The organism is Uliginosibacterium paludis, from assembly GCF_039631355.1.
In the GTDB taxonomy this organism is placed as follows: domain Bacteria; phylum Pseudomonadota; class Gammaproteobacteria; order Burkholderiales; family Rhodocyclaceae; genus Uliginosibacterium; species Uliginosibacterium paludis.
The window spans coordinates 379,818-402,300 of sequence record NZ_JBDIVF010000003.1 but is presented as its reverse complement, the minus strand read 5'-3'; the positions used below and the strand labels follow the sequence as shown (position 1 = coordinate 402,300).

Below are 22,483 nucleotides of genomic sequence, written 5' to 3'. Positions count from 1 at the left end.
AGGTGTTAAGCATGAACACTGCTGACGAACTCGATTTGTCTCTGGTTGCCGAACTGCTTCGGAAACTCAAAGGGCTCACGATCGCGGAACTGGCCAGACGTGCGGACGTCAACCGTCCTGCCCTGACCATCTGGCTGGGAGGGCGCAAGAAAGTGTTGTCGCAGGAACGCCAGGATCGGGTCTGTGATCGTCTGGACTGGCGATACGGAGGTCTCGTACCGTCGCGAATTCACACCTGGGTCATCCGCGATCGGGACGACATCATTACCCTGCAGAAGGCGGTGAAGCTGATCCTTGCTCCGAACTCAGAGATCCGGATTGCCAGCGCTATTCATAAGGTCACCCGGGTCGGTAGCCTGATGTTCGTCGTGCCTCCTGAAGGCACAAGCACATTGATCAGGATCCGTCGTGACCTGCCGGAGTCCTTGAACAAAGGTCTGAACCTTTGCGCACTGCTTGACGCACAGTTGGCGGATTCGCATTACATGCGTGACGAAGAGTTCGCCGAAATCTGGCAAGAAGACGAACTCAAAAAATCGCCCCGAGACTACCTCGATTGGTATCACAGAGATCTACCTCTAAGCACGGCGCTCGACCGGGACGCAGACGCCTGGCGCTACCACCAGCCCCAAACAGATCCAAACGACGAGGATGACTCGCCAACCGCCGATGACGCAGACCTTCCCGCTTACGACCTTGATGCCTATCCCGCATTACGAGAACTCACCGTTGCGGACCTGGAGGAAGAAGCGCTCGCTCGTGAGGATTACAACTGGCGCCCGCTGATTCGTGAGCTGCAAAAACTCGGCGTCAGCCCGCAAGAGGTCCGCAAGATGTTGCAGCCACATCTGGAGCTCATTGAGCTACGGGAAAAGCTGGCGCGTTACGAAGGAAGCACTGAACGCTGACGAAACGCGCCATGGCTCTCAAACGTGACAGGCCCTTTCTGACAGAGTGACGAAGTGAGCCTTGCGACTCTTCACAATCTGGTGGAAAACCTTGGTGCAGCTACCCAAATTGCCCGCCAATTACGCGGCTCAGAGGCCCTCAGATCCGATCCAGACGGGTCTGCGGATTGCAGACTTGCTGACAGCCATCGCGGAGGCTAGATCCGATGCAACAAGCTTGCTACTCGGCTTCGCGCCAACTCCTGCCGCACACTCAGTGCCACCGCCAGTCACAACAGCCACCCCAAACATTTCACTTCAAGCGTTGCTTGATGAATATGTCAGCGTAAAGAAATCTCGCCTGAAACCCGATACCGTTCGCCGCTATCGGGACTGTCTGGATCGCTACTGGGCCGACCACCTTTCGCAGCCAGCGGAAAACCTGACTCCGGATGTATTCCGCGCACATTTCATTACTCTGCCCTCACCCGCGCAAGCCAACCACTCCCTGAGGATCATCCGGGCGCTCTTTAATTTCTACAACGCCGCGCACGACAAAAACCTCCTCAATCCGGTCCAGAAAGTATTGAAGCTGGAAGGAGCCTTCATCGTGCGGCCCCGAGATCGGCTGATCGCTGACGAGGACCAAGCTCGCTGGCATGCGTCTATCCAGCAAGGCAGCCGCACATCGGCCGAGCTCTTTACCACCCTGGCTTTGACAGGTCTTCGCTTGGGAGAAGGCTTGCGATTGAGCTGGGAGTGTGTGGATTTCGAAAAAAGTAGCCTGACAATCCCGGAAACAAAGAATGGCAAGCCACTTCTCATTCCAATGGGCAGCCGCCTCAAAGCATTACTCAGCAAGCGAAAAACGGATTTACGACGGGAGAGCGGTCGAGTTTTTGGGTTAAACCCCCGAAACGAACGACTCGAAGTCGCGGCCTCTCGTAAGAGATCGGGAGTGGATTGGAGCGCACACGATCTGCGTAGGACATTTGTAACACTCGCCACCCGGCTCGAAGTGCCAGACAGAATGGTGAAACGGCTCGTCAACCACACTGAACGGGACGTCACAGGTATGCATTACATCCGTCTGAGCGTCGACACGCTACGCCCCTACACGCAACGGATTGAAGACGAACTGTTTCGACTGTGGCGCGGAGACAATGAACAACCAAACTGATGTCAGCCGAACCTGTCGCCCCGATTAGCGGGACGATCCCTACGCCCGGAGCTCGGCCAAACGCCTACCGGACTGAGCCCAGCAGTCCGCTCTCGACCTAAAACCGCCACAGATACCCGCGATTCGAGTGTCCGTTTAAGGCCGAGAGCGGAAGTTCATCAGCGTCCACTTTACGGCGGCAATGGATCTTCCGGCGGTTCCGAGATAAACACGCCGTCAGCCATCAGCTTCTGGGCGAGTTTCTCCTCCATCCGATAGCGCAAATGCGTGGCGACCTCGCGTTGGCAGCTCAGCATTCCTTCCGTAACGTCCCAGAGGTCGCAGACCGGCGTTGACCGAGGCGCCAGACGCTGCACGAGCTCCGCGAGGCTTTCAATCCACTCGGATGGAGGTTTCGTCGGATCGACAATGGTGAGCAGCTGGCGCAAAGCGGCGACTAGCAGCTCGGGTGTGCCGCGAAGACTGAGCAAGACGATCATGTCGCCGAACGGCCATGACAGCGCCACCGAGACTCGCTCGAGACCGAAGTCGTTTGCATCAATGATCAGAGCATCAGCGACCCCCGCAACCACCTCAGAAATCAAGACCGCGAGTGCGGGCGAAGCCCTGAATCCTAGCCGAGCCAGATTGAGAGTTCCTTGGACCGGTTCAAGGAAGATGGCATTCGAGATGTCCAGCTTGGATCGGATGAACGAATGCACTGCGCCGCCGCCAGTCTCCACAGCGGCGAGGCATCGTCCATCTGGCAGGAACATTGGAGTTGCATCTATTCCCAGCTCTGCCGTCAGCGAGTCGTTGGCCAGCGCAATGAAGGCGCAAAGCTTCTCAGGTTCGTCGGCGAATTGCTCGTGCGCAGACGCCTGGACTGAACTGTGTGGTTCCAGCGGTGGGGCACCTAGGTATTCTGGGATGAGCGGATTTCCCCGGAAGTAATCGCTCAACAGTCGCTTCCAGATGGCCACCGGCATCGCCTTATCGAACCGGAACAGCTTGCTCGCGCTGCCAATGGCCTGCCGGCTGGCACGCCGACACATATGCAGCACGATATGCATCGGCTGATTGGCTGGACCTACACACTGGGCCATCTGATTGACGGTTCGATGGTTCGGGCGATAGGCATCACCGATGTCGTGGAGACCGATCAAGAGAAAGCTGACTTGGCTGCAAGAACAGCCAAGTACTGGGACTGGGTACGTGAAAGTGGTGGGGGCGAGTTCAAGAAGGAACTGCTGCAGAAGCTTGCATCCGTGTCTCTGGACGGAGCGACGTATGAGCGCGTGGAGGCCTATGCGGTCGCACGACCCGGGCTTGCAGCTGAGCTCTACCCCGAGCTCTTTGCGGGGGAGGCGGTCGACAAGGATGGCCTGACGGACTACCGAACCCTAACCAAGCGCCTAAAGCGAGTTCAACCTGGCGTCTTCGAGGACTCCGAACGCGGGCTGGTCCTGTTCGCCCATCGGTACTTTCGGCGCAGTCTGTCGCACAGGAACAAGCTGAACGAATACTTCCTTCAGGGATTCGACCAAACTACTCGCGAGTTACCTTCAGTCATACCGCGACTGCGTTTGGATCCCGACCTAGTGGGCCACGCGGGCTCGGTACTACCGATGATTGAACTGGAGTATTGGCATGGCCCGAAGTTCACCGACGACATTGCCTCGATCCCCCCTGGGGCATCCCTGCACAAGGCAGACGGTCGAACACGCGAGTACGAAGGCGTAGACAGAACCCATTTCTGGTGGAAGTCACCAGAGACGCGTCGCGAACCTGAGGGCGAGCTCACCTATCGCACGTTCGAGGTTGAGGAGCTCGTTGAGGACCAGTCACCCGGTTTGCCCGATGGCATGTACGGTTGCCGCTATGCGCATGCTGAGTACTCTCCTGCAGCGTCGGTTATCACGCATTTCGACGGAGCGATTCGCGCGTACCCGGAAGCAGACTACATGGCGCGCATCGACAACATGATCGACCACGCAGGAAAGCATTCCGTCTACACCAATGCGCCCACGCTCCTCCGCTGCCATGAGCTCCGATGCAGGTATGCGGATGCCTCCGCGGGACACCTGATCGCTAATCAAGACTCCGATGTGTGATTTCATGGTTTTTTCTCGAATACCTCCATCACAAGACTAAGCCATATCAGGCTAGGTCCGCGCCGTCAGCAGGTGCAGCACCACCAGCGTTGTGCACCGCGCGAACGATTCGAATGGCCATCAATGGTAGCCCCAGCGTTCCAGTGCGTGCGAATGACTGGGAGTGCCTTCGACACGAGCCTCATTGGTTACCTGATCTTGTCGACAATCCATTCGGCGAAGAGTTACGAGCGGCAGCTTTCATGCGCCGAGTTCGAGAAAGTGAGCGACTGCAATCACTTGCAAAGTGGTCGTTGAAGTCACGCCAGTTGAAATTCCGCATCTGGCCGACCGGAGCCATTCTATCTTCTTGGCATCAATGGCCGCAAAGGCCGAGTTGTGTGAATAGGCCATCCGACAGGCTTCAAGGTGGAGCAGTCATTCGGGGCGTTGAACCGACCGCGTTCTGATCGACCTTATATGGAGCTTCACATAAGGCCGAATCCCCTAGCCAAGTTTTTTCGCAAGATCTTCGGCGCGAAGATTTGTGTATCGCTTTAGCATGGAAAGGGTCTTGTGGCCGGTAACCGCAGAGGCTTCCATGATATCGAACCCTTTTTCGAACAGCCGCGAGGTTGCCTCGCGGCGCAAGTCATGGAAGCGAAGTCCGGCTAAGAAGCCCGCACTGGGCTCCTTGCCGACCTCAGCGCATTCCTTCTTGTAAGTCCGTAAGGCGCGACGAATGGCCATTTCAAAACTTGTGCGGAGAGTATTTTCGTTTACGGGGAAAACTTGGCCACCAGTAATCGTGCGTGGCAAGCTGCGGAGAGTTTTTCGTGCCAACGAAGACAATGGAATAACGCGATCTTCACCGTTTTTTGTATCGCGAAGCACAGCAGTGCCGGCCATCAGATCGACGTCTTTCCAGTCTAGCTTTAGCAACTCCCCTCTGCGGGCGGCAGTCTCAACAGCCAAGACAAAAAGCGCAGGCATGTAGTGGCATCGGCTCTTCTGCAACGAAACGAGCAAACGTTCGTACTCGCCAGTCTCCAGACGCCTTGTACGCCCAGCCCCATTGCTCGGAATCTCAATGGAACGGACAGGGTTCGTAAGGTTGTGCCCCCAACGCTGGATGGCGACGGTGAAAACCGCCGAAATCAGCATCAGATACTTCCTGGCGGTGCTGGAGGACCAGCCTTCCGCCTGCCCTTCCCGCAAAAAGTCCAGTAGTACGGTGCGATCAATGAATTGTGCAGGCAAGCCCACAATTGAAAACCCCCGCAACCTCTTGATTTTGAGCAATTCGGGTTGCTTACCCTTCTTCGTAGGCGTGACCTCACGTTCGTAGCGCTCTAGCAAAGAACCCAGGGTCAAGCGTGCAGCCTCTCGCTTGGCCTCGCGACTCTGCAGAACGAGCTTGGCCGTGGGGTCCATGGCGAGATCTGCTCGCTTCCTATCCCTGAAGGCGCGAGCTTCTGCCAAGGTGTCGAAACGTTCATCAATCCGCACGCCAGAGACCATCATCCGTACTCGGAAGGAATACCCGTCGCAACGCCGGGTGATGTTCTTGTCGACGACCATCTCATCAGAGTTTTTGTTCTTCCGCATGTTAGTATCCTTGACCTAATTTGCCCTGGAAATAACCTACGGCCTTGCTAAGTGCTTGTCTACGTTGGCTTTATACCGAATTCAAGCAAGGGACTTAAAATCCCTCGGCGAAAGCTGTACGGGTTCGATTCCCGTTCCGGGTACCAGAAAAATGCAGCCGCACGCCGGAGCGCTCCGCCGTGCGGCGGTGTGCTTTCAGGCGTGCCACGATGACTGCCCCAGCCCCGCTTCAGCCCGTATCCCTGACCAACCTTCCCCGGGCCGGCCAGCGGCTTGATCTGCCGCGCCTTCACGGCTCGGCGGACGCTGCCTCGCTCGCGCAGATTGCTGCCGGTGGCCAGCGGCTGATCGTGGTCACGGCCAATCCGCTGGATGCCCAGCGACTGACCGAAGAGATCGCCTGGTTCGCGCCGGATCTGCGGGTCCATCTGCTGCCGGACTGGGAAACCCTGCCCTATGACAGCTTCTCGCCGCACCAGGATCTGATCTCGGAGCGCCTCGCAACGCTCTACGCGATCCAGAAGGGTGAGTCGGACATCACGCTGCTGCCGGCATCAACCGCGCTGTACCGGATGGCTCCGCCCAGCTATCTCGCCGGGCATACCTTCTTCATGAAGGCGAAGGAGCGGCTGGATGCCGAGGCCTTCAAGCTGCAGATGGCGCTGGCCGGCTATGAGCATGTCACGCAGGTGGTACGACCAGGCGAGTTTTCCGTACGGGGCGGGCTGGTGGATCTGTTCCCGATGGGCGTGAAGCTGCCGTATCGCATCGACCTCTTCGACGACGAGATCGACACCATCCGGACCTTTGACCCGGACACGCAGCGCACGGTCTATCCGGTTCCCGAAATCCGCCTGCTGCCGGCGCGCGAGTTTCCCATCGACGAAAAAGGCCGAACCCGTTTCCGGGCGGCCTTCCGCGAAACCTTCGAGGGCGATCCCACCAAGAGCGCGATCTACAAGGACGTCTCCAACGGCGTGGCCCCTGCCGGTATCGAATACTACCTGCCGCTCTTCTTTGACGAGACTGCCACGCTCTTCGACTACCTGCCGAAAAACGCGCTGCTGGTCACCCACCAGGACGTGCCCTCCGCCATCGAAGCGTTCTGGACCGAAGCAAACAGCCGCTTCCGCCTGATGGCAGGCGATCGCAACCGCCCACTGCTCGAACCCGAGCGACTCTTCCTGAGCGCCGAAGCCTTCTGGATCGCTGCGAAGGATTTTCCGCGGCTGGCCATCGGCGAGCACAGCGAAGCCACCTCGCCCACTGCAGCACTGCCGGACCTCTCGGTCGAGCGGAAGGCCAGTGATCCGCTGCACCGGCTCAAGCACTATCTCGCGAATTTCCCCTGGCGCATCATGATTCTGGCGGAGTCTGCCGGGCGTGCGCAGACCATCAGCGAGTACTTTGCCGAATACGGGCTCAAACCCGCCGGCAGCAGTGATCTGGCGGGTTTCCTGGCCAGCGATGCGAAGCTCTCGCTGGCGGTGGGCCCCTTGTCCGCGGGATTCGTGCTGCCTTCGGCGAATGTCGCCATCATCACCGAGAACGAACTCTATGCGGCGCAGGCACGGCCGCGCGGCCGCGGCCGCGAAGGCCGCAAGAGCACGGTGGAAGGCTGGCTCAAGGATCTTTCCGAGCTCAAGGTGGGTGACCCGGTCGTTCACCAGAGCCATGGCATCGGCCGCTACCTGGGCCTGGTGCACATGGACATGGGCGATGGCGACACCGAGTTCCTGCATCTGGAATACGCCGAAGACACCAAGCTCTATGTGCCGGTATCCCAGTTGCATGTCATCACCCGCTATGCCGGGGCCGACCCCGAAAACATCGCCCTGCACAAGCTCGGCTCGGGCGCCTGGGAGAAAGCCAAGCGCAAGGCCGCGCAGCAGGTCCGCGACACCGCGGCCGAGCTGCTGGTGCTCTACGCCAAGCGCGCGGCCCGCCCCGGACACAAATTCGATTTCAAGCAGCACGATCTGGAAGCCTTCGCCGAAGGTTTCGGCTTCGAGGAAACCCCGGATCAGCTCGCCGCCATCAATGCCGTGGTCGAAGACATGCGCTCCGGCCGGCCGATGGACCGGCTGGTGTGCGGTGATGTGGGCTTCGGCAAGACCGAAGTCGCCTTGCGCGCAGCCTTCATCGCGGTGGCCGATGGCAAGCAGGTCGCGGTGCTCTGCCCCACCACGCTGCTGGCCGAGCAGCACTACCAGACCTTTGCCGACCGTTTTGCGGACTGGCCGATCAAGGTGGCCGAGATCTCGCGCTTCAAGACCGCGAAGGAACAGGCCGAGGCGCTGGAGCATCTCGCGCAGGGCAAGGTCGACATCCTGATCGGCACGCACCGCCTGCTGCAGAAAGACGTGGAGTTCAAGCGTCTGGGGCTGGTGATCATCGACGAGGAACACCGCTTCGGCGTGCGCCAGAAGGAAGCGCTGAAAAACCTGCGCAGCGAGGTCGACATCCTCACCCTCACCGCCACCCCGATTCCGCGAACCCTGGGCATGGCGATGGAGGGCCTGCGCGAATTCTCGGTGATCGCCACCGCGCCGCAGAAGCGGCTCGCGATCAAGACCTTCGTGCAGAGCTGGTCGAAAGGCATCGTGCGCGAAGCCGTGCTGCGCGAATTCAAGCGCGGCGGTCAGGTGTATTTCCTGCACAACGAGGTCGACACCATCGAGAACATGCGCAACACGCTGCAGGAGCTCCTGCCGGAAGCACGCATCGTGGTCGGTCACGGTCAGATGAACGAGCGCGAGCTCGAACGCGTCATGCGTGACTTCACCACCCAGCGCGCCAACCTGCTGTTGTGCACCACGATCATCGAGACCGGCATCAACATCCCGACAGCCAATACCATCGTCATCAACCGGGCGGACCGCTTCGGTCTTGCCCAGTTGCACCAGTTGCGCGGCCGCGTGGGCCGTTCGCACCATCAGGCCTACGCCTACCTGCTGACGGATGCCAATGGCAAGCCCACGGCCAACGCGCAGAAGCGCCTGGAAGCGATCACGATGATGGAAGACCTCGGCTCCGGCTTCTTCCTCGCCATGCACGACCTTGAGATCCGCGGCGCTGGCGAAGTGCTGGGTGACAACCAGTCAGGCGAGATCCAGCAGGTCGGTTTTGCCATGTATTCGCAGATGCTCAACCGCGCGGTGAAAGCCCTGCAGAACGGCCGCGAGGTCGATCTGGCGCAGCCGCTTGACGTGACCTCGGAAATCAATCTGCATACGCCGGCGCTGCTGCCCAGCGCCTACAGTCCGGACGTGCAGGAACGGCTCACGCTCTACAAGCGCATGGCCAACTGCGAAGACGCCGACGAGCTGCAGGCCATTCAGGAAGAGCTGATCGACCGCTTCGGCGAACTGCCGCCGCAGGCCCAGGCCCTGATGGAAACGCATCGCCTGCGCATCGCCGCCAAGCCCCTCGGGATCATCAAGATCGATGCGTCGGACTCGCGCATCCATCTGCACTTCGAGCCCAACCCGCCGATCGAGCCGATCCGCATCATCAAACTCATCCAGAACAACCGGAACTGGAAACTGGCCGGGCAGGACAAGCTCACCGTCAACATCACGGCGGAGAGTTTCTCCGAGCGCGTGAACAAGGTGCGGAATACGCTCAAGCAACTGGCGGGTTGAAACCACGCCGGGACACGCCCGGAGTCCGGTTCAGTGACTGGTGCGGGGCGATGCCGGCACGCGAACACCGGCCTCCTGCATTGACTTGCTGCAGGTTTTGTCATGGCTGCGGCGCCACCATTTCAGCACGCCGGTCACGAGCAGGCTCAGCAGCGGAAAGGTCGAAACCAGCGTAAAAACACCCGACCAGGCGCCTGCCCAGGTCCCCTCGTGCAGCATCCGTACCAAACCGGGGCCGGTTGAGCCCGTGACCATGCCATTCCTGTCCACCTGGTACTGCGTCGGGCGAAGGCCATCCTGGACCGAGATGACCACGGTTCCGCCACGCGTGGTACGCACTTGCGTGAGGTGGGGCAGATCTAGTTCCGGCGCTGCCATTTCGATGGCGCGTTCAATTGACATCCGGGCCGCACCGGAGCGCCCGGCACTGTCTCGTGCGCCGCTCCCGGCCTCGTGCCCGGGCATCCCGACATGCAGGGCCATCAGGGCACCGGTCAGCGGCGTCAGGGCGACCAGCGGAATGGAGAACCAGCCGAGTCTGTTATGCCATCCTCCGAGAGTGGGCCGGAATTTTTTCAGCTTGCCGGCAAAGCCCGAGGCGATAACCAGCACCGACAGCAGCGTGACGGTGGTCACGAGCCAGCGCGCCTGAAGCAGCAGACTGACGTGCAGATCCCGTGCAAACTCGAAGACATCAGGCAGCACGGATCCGGTACGTTGGGCCGTCTGAACGTCGAAGGTCCCGGAGGGGCCAGACCTGCGCGACTCGAGCGTGAACCGCTCACCGTCCTCTGACACCGTCAGGACACCTGCCTCGGAGTTCGGATCTGCACGGGCAATGGCCGCGAGCAGGGTCTGCGTCTCCAGCTTGCCATCACTTCCGGACTGCAGGATGGGCTTGAAGGCCAGCACCATGCCCGAGAGCAGGATCAGGAAGAAGAAAGGTGCGGTGGCCAGAGCCACCCAGCGATGCAGTTTCAGCAAAGTTGGTCTCAGCGACATGATGCGGGTTCCCGGTGGGTTTGAATGCCCACTATTTGACAAGGGGCTTGTAAACCGGGTTTGCAACCGGGGACGCGATTTGTGAATGCCTTGTACGAACTCGTGAGCCGATGCAACACGAAACGAATTCCAGAGACAGGCATCGCTGTTCTGGACGCTCGGCAGGGATTCATCCGCATGTGGCGGACCTTCATATCGACCGAAGCGCGCTGCCGGGCCGGCAAGGTCCGGAACGTGAGAAGCGCCAGGCCTGCCGCAAGAGCAGGCGACTGGCTGCTCTCATTCATTTGCGGAAAGACCGTTGCGAGCCGGCCAGCGCCCCGGCAGATGCAGGCTCAGAACACGTCCCGCCGGATCCTGCCGGCTTCGAGGAGTTGCGCCACCTGCTCGCGGCCCAGAATCCGGCCGAGCGCCTCGTCCACGCCGCGCGCCATGGCGCCTGCGCTGCCGCACACCAGCACGATGGCGCCGGCCTCGACCCACTGGCGAACACGATCCTGCTCGGTCAGCAGACGATGCTGAACATACGGAGCGTCCGGCGTATCGCGCGAGAAGACGCGATCGAGCCGGCTGAGCGCGCCGGTGCTCAACATGGCATCGAATTCTTCACTGCACATCGCATCGAAGGCCGCCGAGCGTTCGCCATAGACCAGCCAGGCGCTGAGCGCAGGCGCCGCGGTCTGCCGGTCGGCGAGCGCCTTCGCGCGTGCCTGCAGGTGGCTGCGCAGGCCGGCCAGCCCGCTGCCTGCGCCGATCAGGATCAGAGGTGTCTGCGGGCTGGCATCGAGATGGAAGGACGGATTGTGGCGCACACCGGCCTTGAGCAGTGCATCCGCTGAGGCCCGCTCGTTGAGCCAGGCCGAGGCTTCACCCGCACTGCCGTCTTCCCGGAAGTGACTCCGCACGATCAGTTCCACCACGCCGTCCGTGTCGCAATTGGCAATCGAATAGCTGCGCGGATGACCGTCGCCGCCGGGAATGACAACGTCAAGCAGATCACCCGCCTGCCAGTGCGCCCGGCCGGCTGCCGGGGCGACACGCACACGGCACATCGGAGCACCGGCACTGCCTTTATTGAGGTGCACACGATCGATGAAGCGCCAGTCTTCCGAGGGCACAACCTGTGCGGCCAGCGGCAGCTCGACACGCGCGCCGCGGCGGCCGACCTCGGCCTGCCAGCGGGCGAGCCCGACGGCATCCAGCCGGTCGAGTTCGATGCGCTCGAAGGCCTGCGCGGCCCCACGGCTGGCCAGCCATTGGTCCAGCTCGCGGCCAAAGCCGCAGAACCGCGTGTACTGACGATCGCCCAGCGCAAGCACGCCATGGCGGACGCCAGCCAGGCCGGCGTCTGACGCACAGAGGCGACGCCAGGCGCTGGCTGCATGGTCCGGCGCATCCCCTTCACCGGAGGTACTGACGACGAACAGCACGCAGGACGCACGCGCGGCCTCGGCAAGCCAGTCCTGTTCGAAGCGGTAGAGCCGCACCGGAACGTCGCTTGAAGCCAGCGCGCGTGCGCTCTGCTCGGCAATGGCCTGAGCCTGACCGGTCTGACTCGCATACACGATGCATACAGCGGGAGCCTGGCCGCTCCCGCGCCTGACCGGCATGAAGCTCTGGCAGCTCAGGTTTCCGGGGTGCGAGCGGCAGTAGAGGCGTGCGCACAGGGCGAGATAGGCAAGCACCAGCGCGAGAGCCCCGACAAGACGCCAGCCCTCCTGACCGAAAAGCGTGAAGGTGTTCATGATGACTGCTGCAGGGCGGTGAATGCGGAGCTGGCAGCTTCAACCCATTCGTCCTTGTTGTTGCGCCACTGGATCAGCGCGCAGAGTTTGTGTTCTTCGGCCAGCGTCAGGCCCGCATCCGGCCCGCGCACCATCAGGGCGGTCGCCCACGCGTCTGCCAGCATGCACTGCTCGTGCAGCACCGTCACCGAGGCTGTGCCATGCGTGAGCGGCGCACCGGTAGCGGGGTCCAGCGTGTGCTGCAGCGCCCGGCCATCATGGTGATAGCGGCGCCGATAGTCCCCCGAGGTGGCAACGGCCAGGCCGTGCAGGGCGATCCGGGTGGCGGGCAGCGGACAATCACGCGCGGGCAACTCCAGTGCCACCCACCAGGGTTGGAAATCGGGCTTCATGCCCGCGCCCCGCAGTTCGCCCCCCACCTCCACCAGATGGTTGTGAAGCCCAAGCCGGCTCAGCAGGGCCGACACGGCATCCACCGCAAAGCCCTTGGCGATGGCGGAAAGGTTGAGCTGCACATCGCCGGGCTGAAACAGGCGGCCCGCCTCGTCAAGGCGCAGCGCGGACCAGGCCGCGCGCGGAGGCCGGCGCCCTTCAGCCGGCGGCGAGAAGGCCGGGTCACTGAAGTGGCGCGCGCTGCCGAAGCCCCAGGCATCCACTTCCGCGCCGAGCGCCGGGTCGAAAGCGCCCTCGCTTGCCTGCGCCACCTCGAGAGCCGCCCGCATGACGGATGCAAACGCCGGGGGAAGCTGCATCCACTCCCCCGCTGCATGACGGCCGAATCGACGCAGGTCCGAATGCTCGCGAAAATGGCTCATCTGTGCTTCGAGCTGCTCGAGCAGCGCCGGAACTTCCTGCCGGGCCCTGGCGCTCAGCAGCGAATCCTCGCTCACGCAGCGCACGCTCCAGCCCGTTCCCATGCAGGCGCCGGAGAAGCTTGCGACCACCGCGCCGGCAGGCAGATCGGGAGGCTGAATGCGTGACGGCAGCAATACGCGCATGCTCGAAGCATCGTGGCTCATGGTTTGCTGCTCAGGCTCACCGCACCGAGTTCTTCCTTGCCGGCCGCATCCGCCTTCGCCGGCGCCTTGGGTGGCCACTGCAGCGGCAGACGGACCAGCTCATGCCCGCCGTGCTCGCGAGCCACTTCGACCACCACTTCGTAGTTGCCCGGTGCGAGTTTCTTCACCGCCTCGCTGGTCGCGATGTTGAGCACATGCTCGCCGGCCGGCCGCGTGGCACCGGACACACCATCGATCGGGAAGCTCGCATCCGCACCGCTCACGCGCCACCAGCTGCGCAGATCCGGCAGCCACTTGGTAGCGCCGATATTGTTGGGCTTGCGCACGTCATACCAGACCGCAATGTTGCCGGCGAAGTCACCCGACTTCTCGAGCCAGATCGCCACATAGGGGCGCTTCACGCGGGCGCCCTCGATCTGCGGCAGATTGATGGTCAGCTGGGCTTCGGCCCCCCAGGCGTGGGACGACAGACCGAACGAAATGAGGGAGAGCAGCGAAGCAATGGCACGGGGTTTCATTTTTCTGCCTTTCGGATCAATGAATGAAGAGGAGGATCAACAGCAAGGGAATCACCAGGCCCAGGCCGGTGACCGGCCAGACCGTCCATCTGGAGCGCGCATGCACCTGGAGGATCAGCAGGCCGGTCACGCTGAATATCACGCAGGCCAGGGCGAAAACGGTGAGGAATCCGTTCCAGACCGGGCCGGCATTGCGGCCCTTGTGCAGTTCGTTGAGCCACGCCACCCAGCCGCGATCACCGGCCTCATAGCTGGCCTTGCCGCTGTGCGGATCAATGCTGAGCGACACATCGACGCCGGGCCGCTTGAGATCGATGAAAACCTCATCCTCGTTCCACTCGACCGACTTGGGCGCGAAGCTGAAGTGCCAGGTCTGCGTGACCCAGGCGCCAAGCGAAGCGGGCAGCGTCGGTTCGTCCTCGCCGGCTGCGGCCTGCAGATCGGCCAGCACGGCTGCGGGCAGGCTCGCGGACAGACGTGTCATGGCCGGTCGCGTGTTCTCGAAGTATTCGGCATTAACCAGCGTCACGCCGGTGACGGCAAAGAAAAGCATGCCCACCAGACAGAGCGCCGAGCTGATCCAGTGCCACTGGGTCAGCAGGCGCAGCCATGCGGCCCGACGCACGGCCGGATTGGGACTCGTGGCGCTTGCGGTATCTGACCCGTTTGCGGGAGCTGTTGTCACTTCATCATTCCTTTCGCTGGCTCGCAGGCTGCCGTGAGGGCTTCTGCATGGCGAGCATTTGACACGGTTCTTGTAAACCGGGAACGGGGTTTTCCGGGGGTTTTGTAAATGCCATGTAAACCGCTGTAACAGCGCGTTCCGGCAGGCATGCAATGGGCTTTCCGGGTCGGAATCCGGGCTATGCTGTATCGCATGAGAAACCGGACCTGCCGCCATGAGCAAGAAAATCCTGGTCGTTGATGACGACCCCGAACTCACCACCCTGCTGCGCGATTATCTCGGCAACAATGGCTTCACGGTAGAGTGCGCGGTTGATGGCAATGGCATGCGCACGATGATCGAGCGCTTCACGCCCGACCTCCTGATCCTCGATCTGATGCTGCCTGGCGAGGACGGGCTCACGCTGTGTCGCAATCTGCGTGCGGCCTCCCGTCTTCCGATCCTGATGCTGACCGCGCGCGGAGACGACATGGACCGCATCATCGGCCTCGAAATGGGGGCGGACGACTACCTGCCCAAGCCCTTCAATCCGCGCGAACTGCTGGCCCGGGTCAAGAGCATCCTGCGCCGCGCCGAAGATGCGAGCCCGCGCGAACGGCCGGCCCGCTCGCTGCATTTCGCCGGCTGGACGCTGGACCTCGCCGCACGCAACCTGATCGGTGCGGATGGCGTCGTCATTGCGCTGTCGACCGGCGAATTCCGCCTGCTGCATCTGCTGGCCGAAACCCCCAACTGCGTCTTCTCGCGTGATCAGCTCACCGACGCACTCTCCGGGCGCGACGCGGGCCCCTTCGACCGCACCATCGACGTGATGATTTCGCGCCTGCGCCGGCGCCTCAACGACGATGCGCGTGACCCGCAGCTGATCAAGACCGTTCGCAGTGAAGGCTACATGCTGGCCACCCGCGTGGACGCGCACGGATGAAAGCGCTGCCACGCACCCTGTTCGGCCAGATCGCGCTCGCACTCTTCGCGGTGCTGATGATCGTGCAGCTCGCCGGCCTGTGGCTGCTGCTCGATGATCGCGGCCGCCTGAACTACAAGTTGCTCGCGGAATATTCCGCACAGCGCATGGCGGGCTTCGCGACCGTGCTCGAACTCGCCACACCCGAAGAGCGACCGGCACTGGTCAAGGCGCTGAGCGTTCAACCCACCACGCTCTCGCTGAGCCTGCCCTGGGCGAGTGACAACATCGACGATTCGGAAGATGCCGCGAACTTCATGCGCGAAGCCCTCCGCCTGTTGCCGCGAGCCTTGCCGATCCAGATGCTGAAGCTCGAACGCATCGATCCCCGTCTGGTCGGGGTGCATCCGCCCCCGCCGGGCGTACGCGATTTCGATCGCGACGATCCGCCCCGCTCCAAGCTCTTCGCCCGCACCTATGTCGCCCAGATACGACTGGGCGATGGCACCGTCGTCACCTTTCACCATCTGCTGCCGGTGCCATCCGGTGATCTCCCCTATCGCCTGATCGCGCTGATGTGCCTGCTCGGCGCGTCCACCGGAGTGCTCTCGATCTGGGCGGTGCGCCGCCTCACCCGGCCACTGGCGAGCTTCTCGGCCGCGGCTGCCGGCCTGGCCCGCAACCTCGATCAGGCGCCGCTGCCCGAAGCCGGCCCGCTGGAGGTCCGCCAGGCGGTGCAGGCCTTCAATGCAATGCAGCGAGACCTCAAGCGACTCATCGAAACCCGCGCCCAGGCGCTCTCAGCCGTCTCTCACGATCTGCGCCTGCCGATCACGCGCATGCGATTGCGCCTTGAGGGCGATATCGCGCCCGAGCTGCGCAACAAGATGGAACACGATCTGGCCGAGATGGACAGCATGATCGGTCACACGCTCGATTTCCTGCGGGCCGGCTCCAACACCGAGCCGCGCGTGGCGGTGAATCTCGATGCCCTGCTCGACAGCGTTGTCGAAGACATGGAAGAACTGGGGGCCGTCATCGAGCGCGAAGGCCAGCTTGCCAGACCGGTCATGGCGCGCCCTCACGCCTTGCGGCGCTGCTTTGCAAATCTGCTCGACAACGCCCGCTTCTATGGCGGCGGCCGCATCCGCATGCGGATCGAGGATGCCGGTCACGAGGTGCGCGTCAGCATCCAGGATCATGGCCCCGGCATACCGGAGGCTGATCTCGAGCGGGTGTTCGAGCCCTATTTCAGGCTCGAGGCTTCACGTGCCCGCCACACCGGCGGCACCGGTCTTGGCCTGCCCATCGCCAAAGCCATCGCTGAAGCCCATGGCGGCCGCATCGTGCTGCACTCGCCTGCGGGATCCGGGCTTTGCGCCTGCGTCATCCTGCCCCGTGCAGCGCTGAGCGAGCAGACAGGCTGAACGCCAATCCGCGCGGCATGCCGTCGGCATCAGGATTTACCCTCGATCAGAAAGTTTGATCCCGGCGCCGGAAGCGCACTCTGCCGCAGCGCAACATCCGGCTGAAGCGGCCTCAGCACGCGTGCCATCCTGCCTCGCCGGAGTGCGCTCACAGGCTCTGGTGCGCTGGCCTGCAGCGGGCTTCGCAGCACAAGTTACCGGAAACATTTCTTGCGCAGCGCAGCAGAAAGCGCACCGGGCAAGGCATCATGAAATGCCGTTCGCATGGATTGACGCGCTCCGTGTTACTGGTCACATTTGTCATTGCACGGTCCACGCCCACAGACAGGCGATGGCTCCGCGCCCATGACAAAGCAATCAAACCGGAGACAGCAAACATGAACGTCAGCAAGATCCTGCTTGGCCTGGTGCTCGCCGCCAGCGCCTGGTCGGCTTCGGCCACCACCACCATCACCGGCACCGTCGATTACAGCGGCGCCACCGTCGGCACCTCGTGTGACGGGCAATCCGAAAGCCAGCAACCGGTTTTCGTGCTCGCCGCCGGAGCCACCATCAAGAACGTCGTCATCAAGGCCGGCGCGGCCGCTGACGGCATCCATTGCCTGGGCAACTGCAAGCTGGAGAACGTGACCTGGGCCGATGTCTGCGAAGACGCCGCCACGATGAAGGGCGGCTCGGGCACGACCATGTATGTGAAGGGCGGTGCGGCCTATGCGGCGGCCGACAAGGTCTTCCAGCACAACGGTCTGGGTTCGACCGTGCAGATCTACGGCGGCTTCTATGGCGAAAACATCGGCAAGCTGTATCGCTCCTGCGGCAACTGCAGCACCAACGGCAGCGCCCGCTATGTGGTGATCGACAGCGTCAAGCTCAACACCGTGAATTCGGCTGTGGTCGGCATCAACTCCAACTACGGCGACAAGGCCACCATCACCAATCTCCAGATCAAGGGCTACAGCTCCGGCAAGCCCAAGGTCTGCGTCACCTACACCGGCAACAACACCGGTGCCGAGCCCACCAGCCTCGGCGAGAAGTGGAACACCAGCAACTGTGTGGTCTCGACGAGCAACGTCACCGCCTACTGAGTACTGCCAAGCGAGTCTTTGCCCCGCGCCCGCGGGGCACTTTTTTGATCCGCCCCTGCGATCCGCCCTTCCAATGCGGCATCATTGCGCCAGGATCAGGCGGACATGAAGCAGCAATGGCAGAAGAAGGTTTCGGAACCAGCGGCAGTGACACGGAATTCGGCGCGCGCGCAGCCAGCATCTATGCGCTCGTGGCGCACCGTCTCGATACCTTCTACGAGCATGGTCACTGGATGACGCCCGCCCAGGGCGCCACGCTCTGCGGCGAATGGGCGATGCGCAACCGGCGGAATTTCCCGCTGCAGGAGCGGCGCCGGATATCGGAGCTCAGCGATGACATCGCCAGCCAGATCCGCGACAGCCTCTCGCGGGAAGCCGGCCTCTTCACCGCCCATGAGCTCATGGAATCCCTCGACCCGCGTCACGCATCCGAGATCGGCGCCTCGATCATGCAAGAATGCGTGCGCGTACTGAAGGCCGAATGGCCCGAAGCCTGAGCCACTCAGATCACGAAAGCGATCCGGCTGCCCTGCTCTGCCGGCCTCACCTCCAGACGCACATCGATCCGCTCCCGCAGCTCGGCCACATGGCTGATGATGCCCACCAGGCGGCCGCCCTGCTGCAGATCGATCAGCGTATTGATGGCGAAATCCAGACTTTCCGGATCCAGCGTGCCAAAGCCCTCGTCAATGAACAGGGTCTCGAGCTGAATGCCGCCGGTGCGTGACTGCACCACATCAGCAAGCCCCAATGCCAGCGAAAGCGCCGCGATAAAACCCTCGCCGCCGGACAGCGTATTGGCCGGGCGCGCGCTGCCGGTCTGGTGATCGAACACTTCCAGGTCCAGCCCGCCGGCCTGGCGCTTGTCGGCCTGGGTGGTCACGCGACGCAACTCGTAACGACGCCGGCTCATCCGCAACAGGCGCAGCGATGCCGCTTCCAGCACCTCGTCCAGCAAGGTCGCCAGCACATAGCGCTGGAAACTCATGTTCAGCGGATTCTGTCCGTTGGCGATTTCCGAAATCCGGCCCAGCACCGCATAGCGCGCCTGGATCTCCGCACCGGCCGCAGCGAGCGCCTCCAGCTTGCCGGCCGCACGGCCGAGCTCCTCGCGCCGGCCACGCAACTGCTCCTGCAGGGAAATGGCCTGGCTCATGGCCTCCGACGCCTCGCCCAGCGCGCGCTCGAGCCCGGCCAAATCCGGTGGAAGCAGGCCGCTGGCCGCCTCTGTGGCGCGACTGAGCCGGTCCCGCGCGGCGGCGAGTTGCCGGTCGAACAATTCGGCCGCCTTGCCCGCCTCGGCCAGGGCGGCCGGTGTCATCAGGGCAGCCTGCCAGCTCATGACATCGGCAAACCGCCTGGCAGCCAGCGCCTCGGCCAGTGCGGCGACGGCCCGCTCATGGCTGAGGCGATCCGCTTCCTGCCGCTTGCCCAGTGTGTCGCACGCGGCCCGGCTGGCAGCCAGCGCGCTGGCTGCGCTGCGCTCCGCTTCGGTGGCGCGCACCAGCGCCTGCTGCAGGGCCTGAAGGTCTGAGCGCGCCTGGCTCAGCGCGGTGTCCAGCGCGCCCGGCAGCCGCAAGGGCTCGGGGACGGACTGCTCCGCTTCCTGCCGGCGCTCGGCCAGCACTGCGAGATGCGTCTGCACGGCCTGCAGCCCTTCCTCGAGCGCCGCCGAGGCCTCGTCCTGTGCGACCAGCGCACGGTTTGCAGCTTCTCGCGCGGCAGTCAGCGCCGGCACACGGGCCTCGGCCTTCGTCGCCTCGTCGAGTGCGGCGGCGGCCTCGCTCAGGGTCAGCCGGAGCTGATCCAGGCCGAGGCTGGCATCGTCGCCCAGCGTCTCGATCAGGGTCTGGACGCGCGATTGCGCGGACTGGAGCCTGGCCTGCGCGCTGTTGCTGTCGAGCCCGGCCTGCCGCTCGGCAGCCTCCGCCTCAAGCACGGCCGCACGCACCGCTTCGAGCGCCTCGTCATCCAGATGATCACCGGCTTCCTGCGCCGGCGCGGGATGATCGCGCCCGCCGCACACCGGGCACGCTTCGCCTTCGACCAGCACTTTCGCCAGCCGCGCCGCCTGCCCGGCCAGCCAGGCTCGCTCCGCCTGCTCGCGACGCACTCCGGCCCGCTCGCGCGCGTCCCGGGCTGCCTGCGCGAGCGCCAGGCTGCGGTTCGCCCGCTCGGCCTCGACACGCTCTTCCTGCACCGCGCGATCCAGCATTTCGAGGCTGCGCAGCCGGCGCGCCAGCTGCTCATGCGCATCACGACGCAAGGTGAGCGCAGCCGCCAGCGCGGCCTGCTGCTGCAAACCCTGCTCCGCTGCATTCAGGGCCGTTGCAAGAGCGGCCCGCTTGTTCCGACCGGCCTCCTGCTCGCGCTGCAGGCGACTCAACTCCGCGCGGGCCTGCTCATGCCGGGCGCCGGCCTCCTGCCACCGTTGCAGGGCCTGGCCGGCGTGTTCGAGCGTTGCGAGGCGCGCGCGCGCAAGCTCTCGCTCGGGTTCGCGTGCCTGCTCGATCTGCAGCGTCGCGGCCGCCGTCTCTGCCGCCAGCGTGGCGCGCTCAAGCGTCTGCCGGGCTTCGTCGAGCAAGCGCCCGGAAACCTGCAGTGCCTGCTCGCTGCGCAACTGCTCGGCCTGCACCGGGCGCAGCACTTCTGCCTCACGGGCACGCAGGAGCAATGCCAGACGAGCCTCATGCGCCGGCACGCTCGCCTCGAGGCCTGCGCAGGCGTGGCGAGCCTCTTCCAGCGCCTGCAGGCCGGCGGCCGCTTTTCTTCCCAGATCAAGCTGTGCCTGCGCCTGCAGCCAGGACTCGCGCCGCGCCGCGAGCGCAGTCGCGGCTTCGCCCAGCAGCGCATCCTGGGCAGCCAGGGCTTGGGTGAGCGCTTCGCTGGCTTCGAGCTGCACTTGGTTCAGGATGCCGGCGCGCTGCTGATCGAGCCGGGCGACCTCGGCCACCAGTCCGGCCGCGGCTTCCTTGAGGGCCCGCTCGATGCGGGAATAGAGCTCGGTGCGGAAGAGCTTTTCCATGATGGCCTGGCGCCCCTTCGAGTCGGCCGTGAGCACTTCCCGGAATCGCCCCTGCGGCAACACGATGACCTGCCTGAACTGCGCACCGTCAAAGCCGATGAGCTCGCGCACCCGGTCATTGACCTTGCCGACCTGGCGCAGGGCAAGCGCCTGCCACGCACCCTCGCGCCATTCGTAGAGCTCGGCGCTCGCCGGCTCCTCGCGCAGCCCCTCGCCGCGCAGCTTTGGCCGGCTCTGGGCAGGGCTGCGCAGCACCCGGTAGCGTGCCGCGCCGAGCGAGAACTCGAGCTCAACCTGCGTCGGCAGGTCCGGCGCGGCATGATCGGAACGCATCGCCCGGGCGTCACGCTCGCCCCCTGAGGTGTCGCCGTAGAGCGCAAAGCAGAGTGCATCGAGCAGCGTGGTCTTGCCGGCCCCGGTCGGGCCGTGAATGAGAAAGAAGGCGCGCTCGCCCAGCCGGGTGAAATCCACCGTTTCACTGCCGGCGAAGGGCCCGAAGGCCTGCATGCGGATGCGGAGCGGCTTCATGCGGCGCCCCTTTCACCGCCCAGCGTCTGCAAAACCTCTGCAAACGCGGCCCGGCGGGCCTCGTCCAGGTCTTCATCGGCTACTTCCCTGAGGAAGGAGGCAAAAAGCTCGGCCGGCGCGAGTTGCCGGGTCGAAGCCCGGCGCGTGAGCCCTTCGCCCCGCTGACTCAGCACCAGACGCTCGATCGAGAGCGCGTTGGGCCAGACTTCCCGCAGACGGCTCATCGGGTCCAGCAGCGCCCCGGCGTCGGTCAGGCGCGCATGGATGTAATCCTCCTTGCGCGGATCCTGCGCGCCGCGCTGAAGCAGGTCCTCCAGCGATCCTTCGAGAATGCGCAACGCGCGCAGCGGTTCGAGCGCGATCCGCTCGATGCTCACCGCGCCGTTTCCATCGAGCTCGACGAGCGACACCGATTTGGCCTGATCCACTTCGGACAGCGAATACTTCATCAGCGAGCCTGAGTAATGCACCCGGCCACCTGCGAACGTCTGCGGCCGATGCAGATGCCCCAGTGCGACATAGTCAAAGCCGGCAAAGACCTCGGCACCGATGGCGCCGCTGCCGCCGACCGACAGCGGGCGCTCCGAGTCGCAGCCTTCGCCGCCCATCACGAAGGCATGCCCGACCAGCACGGTGCGCGCCGCCTTGTCCGGCCGGGCCCGCAGCGCGTCGAGCTGCAGACGCATGCTTTCGGCATGATCCGGGGTGTCATCCAGTGCATGCAGGGCGCGGACCTCGGCGGGCTCGGCATACGGCAGGCCGATGACATCTACCGGCCCGTGCGCGTCAGCCAGACGCAGTGTGGCCACCTGCCCGGCGGGCCCGGCCAGATGCAATCCGCCGGCCGCGAGCAAGGGTGCGCCAAAACCCAGGCGCTCGCCGCTGTCATGATTGCCGGCAATCATCAGGACCGGCGTCCGCAGCCCGATCACGATGCGCGAGAGCACCTCGCTCAGCAGCGCGACGGCCTCGGGCGGCGGCACGGCCCGGTCAAAGACATCCCCGGCGATCAGGACGGCGTCGGGCTTGCGTTGCGCGACCAGCCCGACGAGCTGGTCGAGCAGATGGCGCTGGTCCTCGAGCAGGCTGCGGGCGTTGAAGATGCGGCCGAGATGCCAGTCGGCAGTGTGAAGGAATCGCATGCGGAATCAGTC

General features: G+C 63.7%; 17 protein-coding genes. 8 read left to right on the top strand and 9 right to left on the bottom strand.

What is annotated here, in order from left to right; all coding sequences use genetic code 11:
* Positions 1–11 precede the first annotated feature (11 nt).
* Both ABDB87_RS10650 and ABDB87_RS10645 read left to right on the top strand, forming a co-directional pair.
* The gene (locus ABDB87_RS10650; RefSeq protein ID WP_345926765.1) at positions 12–908 is read left to right on the top strand and encodes a helix-turn-helix domain-containing protein; all 897 of its coding nucleotides are present in this window, start codon (positions 12–14) and stop codon (positions 906–908) included.
* Between the two features lie 175 nt (positions 909–1,083).
* The gene (locus ABDB87_RS10645; RefSeq protein WP_345926764.1) at positions 1,084–2,067 is read left to right on the top strand and encodes a tyrosine-type recombinase/integrase; all 984 of its coding nucleotides are present in this window, start codon (positions 1,084–1,086) and stop codon (positions 2,065–2,067) included.
* Positions 2,068–2,237: 170 nt separating this feature from the next.
* Here ABDB87_RS10645 and ABDB87_RS10640 read toward each other — a convergent pair whose 3' ends face one another.
* Positions 2,238–3,119: a hypothetical protein gene (locus ABDB87_RS10640; RefSeq protein ID WP_345926763.1), complete on the bottom strand. Its 882-nt coding sequence runs from the start codon at positions 3,117–3,119 to the stop codon at positions 2,238–2,240.
* Between ABDB87_RS10640 and ABDB87_RS10635 the strand changes: the two genes are divergently transcribed.
* The gene (locus tag ABDB87_RS10635; RefSeq protein WP_345926761.1) at positions 3,114–4,160 is read left to right on the top strand and encodes a hypothetical protein; all 1,047 of its coding nucleotides are present in this window, start codon (positions 3,114–3,116) and stop codon (positions 4,158–4,160) included. The genes ABDB87_RS10640 and ABDB87_RS10635 overlap by 6 nt on opposite strands.
* Before the next feature lie 486 nt (positions 4,161–4,646).
* Here ABDB87_RS10635 and ABDB87_RS10630 read toward each other — a convergent pair whose 3' ends face one another.
* Entirely contained in the window at positions 4,647–5,747 is a 1,101-nt protein-coding gene (locus ABDB87_RS10630; protein ID WP_345926759.1) for a site-specific integrase, read from the bottom strand.
* A gap of 209 nt (positions 5,748–5,956) precedes the next feature.
* Between ABDB87_RS10630 and mfd the strand changes: the two genes are divergently transcribed.
* Positions 5,957–9,391, top strand: coding sequence for a transcription-repair coupling factor (mfd, locus tag ABDB87_RS10625; protein ID WP_345926757.1), 3,435 nt, complete (start codon positions 5,957–5,959; stop codon positions 9,389–9,391).
* A 30-nt stretch (positions 9,392–9,421) separates the two neighbouring features.
* Here mfd and ABDB87_RS10620 read toward each other — a convergent pair whose 3' ends face one another.
* The 5 genes from ABDB87_RS10620 to ABDB87_RS10600 form a co-directional block, all read right to left on the bottom strand.
* Positions 9,422–10,375: a PepSY-associated TM helix domain-containing protein gene (locus tag ABDB87_RS10620; RefSeq protein WP_345926756.1), complete on the bottom strand. Its 954-nt coding sequence runs from the start codon at positions 10,373–10,375 to the stop codon at positions 9,422–9,424.
* A gap of 353 nt (positions 10,376–10,728) precedes the next feature.
* On the bottom strand, positions 10,729–12,138 hold the full coding sequence (locus ABDB87_RS10615; RefSeq protein ID WP_345926755.1) for an NADPH cytochrome P450 oxidoreductase family protein: 1,410 nt from the start codon (positions 12,136–12,138) through the stop codon (positions 10,729–10,731).
* Positions 12,135–13,157, bottom strand: a complete 1,023-nt coding sequence (locus ABDB87_RS10610) for an FAD:protein FMN transferase (RefSeq protein WP_345926753.1) — start codon at positions 13,155–13,157, stop codon at positions 12,135–12,137. The genes ABDB87_RS10615 and ABDB87_RS10610 overlap by 4 nt, the downstream gene beginning before the upstream one ends.
* Entirely contained in the window at positions 13,154–13,675 is a 522-nt protein-coding gene (locus tag ABDB87_RS10605; protein ID WP_345926752.1) for a DUF2271 domain-containing protein, read from the bottom strand. Before ABDB87_RS10605 ends, ABDB87_RS10610 begins: the two co-directional genes overlap by 4 nt.
* 16 nt (positions 13,676–13,691) lie before the next feature.
* Positions 13,692–14,360, bottom strand: coding sequence for a PepSY-associated TM helix domain-containing protein (locus ABDB87_RS10600; protein WP_345926750.1), 669 nt, complete (start codon positions 14,358–14,360; stop codon positions 13,692–13,694).
* 214 nt (positions 14,361–14,574) lie between these two features.
* Here ABDB87_RS10600 and ABDB87_RS10595 point away from each other — a divergent pair, with 214 nt between their 5' ends.
* The 4 genes from ABDB87_RS10595 to ABDB87_RS10580 all read left to right on the top strand — a co-directional run bounded on the left by ABDB87_RS10595 (position 14,575) and on the right by ABDB87_RS10580 (position 18,273).
* Positions 14,575–15,285, top strand: coding sequence for a response regulator (locus ABDB87_RS10595; RefSeq protein WP_345926748.1), 711 nt, complete (start codon positions 14,575–14,577; stop codon positions 15,283–15,285).
* On the top strand, positions 15,282–16,691 hold the full coding sequence (locus tag ABDB87_RS10590; protein WP_345926746.1) for an ATP-binding protein: 1,410 nt from the start codon (positions 15,282–15,284) through the stop codon (positions 16,689–16,691). Before ABDB87_RS10595 ends, ABDB87_RS10590 begins: the two co-directional genes overlap by 4 nt.
* 377 nt (positions 16,692–17,068) lie before the next feature.
* Positions 17,069–17,776, top strand: a complete 708-nt coding sequence (locus tag ABDB87_RS10585) for a pectate lyase (protein WP_345926744.1) — start codon at positions 17,069–17,071, stop codon at positions 17,774–17,776.
* 116 nt (positions 17,777–17,892) lie between these two features.
* The gene (locus ABDB87_RS10580; protein WP_345926742.1) at positions 17,893–18,273 is read left to right on the top strand and encodes a hypothetical protein; all 381 of its coding nucleotides are present in this window, start codon (positions 17,893–17,895) and stop codon (positions 18,271–18,273) included.
* Between the two features lie 5 nt (positions 18,274–18,278).
* On the opposite strand, the gene ABDB87_RS10575 is transcribed toward ABDB87_RS10580, so the two are convergent.
* Together ABDB87_RS10575 and ABDB87_RS10570 are read right to left on the bottom strand one after the other, a co-directional pair.
* Complete coding sequence (locus ABDB87_RS10575; protein WP_345926740.1) at positions 18,279–21,329, bottom strand: AAA family ATPase; 3,051 nt, start codon at positions 21,327–21,329, stop codon at positions 18,279–18,281.
* Positions 21,326–22,471, bottom strand: coding sequence for an exonuclease SbcCD subunit D (locus tag ABDB87_RS10570; protein ID WP_345926737.1), 1,146 nt, complete (start codon positions 22,469–22,471; stop codon positions 21,326–21,328). The genes ABDB87_RS10575 and ABDB87_RS10570 overlap by 4 nt, the downstream gene beginning before the upstream one ends.
* Positions 22,472–22,483 lie beyond the last annotated feature (12 nt).

What these genes read in the sequence shown, in the direction of transcription:
- ABDB87_RS10635 (WP_345926761.1), top strand. Translation starts at nt 3,114, where the DNA reads ATGCATCGGCTGATTGGCTGGACCTACACACTGGGCCATCTGATTGAC.
- ABDB87_RS10640 (WP_345926763.1), bottom strand. Translation starts at nt 3,119, where the DNA reads ATGCATATCGTGCTGCATATGTGTCGGCGTGCCAGCCGGCAGGCCATT.
- ABDB87_RS10580 (WP_345926742.1), top strand. Translation starts at nt 17,893, where the DNA reads ATGGCAGAAGAAGGTTTCGGAACCAGCGGCAGTGACACGGAATTCGGC.
- ABDB87_RS10605 (WP_345926752.1), bottom strand. Translation starts at nt 13,675, where the DNA reads ATGAAACCCCGTGCCATTGCTTCGCTGCTCTCCCTCATTTCGTTCGGT.
- ABDB87_RS10650 (WP_345926765.1), top strand. Translation starts at nt 12, where the DNA reads ATGAACACTGCTGACGAACTCGATTTGTCTCTGGTTGCCGAACTGCTT.
- ABDB87_RS10595 (WP_345926748.1), top strand. Translation starts at nt 14,575, where the DNA reads ATGAGCAAGAAAATCCTGGTCGTTGATGACGACCCCGAACTCACCACC.
- ABDB87_RS10570 (WP_345926737.1), bottom strand. Translation starts at nt 22,471, where the DNA reads ATGCGATTCCTTCACACTGCCGACTGGCATCTCGGCCGCATCTTCAAC.
- mfd (WP_345926757.1), top strand. Translation starts at nt 5,957, where the DNA reads ATGACTGCCCCAGCCCCGCTTCAGCCCGTATCCCTGACCAACCTTCCC.
- ABDB87_RS10610 (WP_345926753.1), bottom strand. Translation starts at nt 13,157, where the DNA reads ATGAGCCACGATGCTTCGAGCATGCGCGTATTGCTGCCGTCACGCATT.
- ABDB87_RS10585 (WP_345926744.1), top strand. Translation starts at nt 17,069, where the DNA reads ATGAACGTCAGCAAGATCCTGCTTGGCCTGGTGCTCGCCGCCAGCGCC.
- ABDB87_RS10630 (WP_345926759.1), bottom strand. Translation starts at nt 5,747, where the DNA reads ATGCGGAAGAACAAAAACTCTGATGAGATGGTCGTCGACAAGAACATC.
- ABDB87_RS10575 (WP_345926740.1), bottom strand. Translation starts at nt 21,329, where the DNA reads ATGAAGCCGCTCCGCATCCGCATGCAGGCCTTCGGGCCCTTCGCCGGC.
- ABDB87_RS10590 (WP_345926746.1), top strand. Translation starts at nt 15,282, where the DNA reads ATGAAAGCGCTGCCACGCACCCTGTTCGGCCAGATCGCGCTCGCACTC.
- ABDB87_RS10615 (WP_345926755.1), bottom strand. Translation starts at nt 12,138, where the DNA reads ATGAACACCTTCACGCTTTTCGGTCAGGAGGGCTGGCGTCTTGTCGGG.